This window comes from Bacillus sp. 22446 (assembly GCF_052044955.1).
In the GTDB taxonomy this organism is placed as follows: Bacteria; Bacillota; Bacilli; order Bacillales; family Bacillaceae; genus Bacillus; species Bacillus altitudinis.
In genome coordinates this window covers 1-586 of the sequence record NZ_JBQEOD010000025.1, presented here as the reverse complement: position 1 = coordinate 586, position 586 = coordinate 1, and the positions used below count along the sequence as shown (strand labels likewise).

1 protein-coding gene is annotated in these 586 nt (G+C 50.5%); it reads right to left on the bottom strand.

Annotated features, from left to right (window positions below; translation table 11 throughout):
* Window positions 1–586: AMP-binding enzyme (locus ACTJJD_RS19320; RefSeq protein WP_440608755.1), on the bottom strand; the 586-nt coding region annotated here is incomplete at both ends.

Below are 586 nucleotides of genomic sequence, written 5' to 3'. Positions count from 1 at the left end.
CGTGAATACCAACTTGGCTGACGCCAAGCACATCTTCCCAAATGCCGCAAAGCAGTGCTTCCACTTCATCTCTTGGGGCTTCGTATGCTGTTTGATTCGCTTCCATATCAGGTGCTGGCAGTGCTTTGAGATCCACTTTGCCATTTGCCGTCATTGGCAGTTGGTCTAGCTTGATGATCCATGATGGCACCATATAGTCAGGCAAGGTGCGCTTTAAGCTTTCTTTCAGCGTATCCGTTTCTTTATCTGTGATGACGTAAGCGACAAGAGCGTCTTGATCACTTGCGTCTTTGAGCGTTGTCACGACGGCTTCTTTCACTTCATTTAGCGCAAGGAGCTGCGCTTCAATTTCTGATAGCTCAATACGGAATCCGCGGATGTTCACTTGATGGTCTTTTCTACCGAGGTAGATCAGCTCGCCATCCTCTGTCCATTTCACCAAGTCGCCTGTACGGTACATACGCTCTCCTGGATAAAACGGATCTGGGACAAACCGTTTGTCCGTTTCCCCTGGGAGATTCCAGTAGCCTCTTGCCAGTCCTTTCCCCGCAATCACGAGCTCACCCGGTACGCCTTGCGGCGAGAG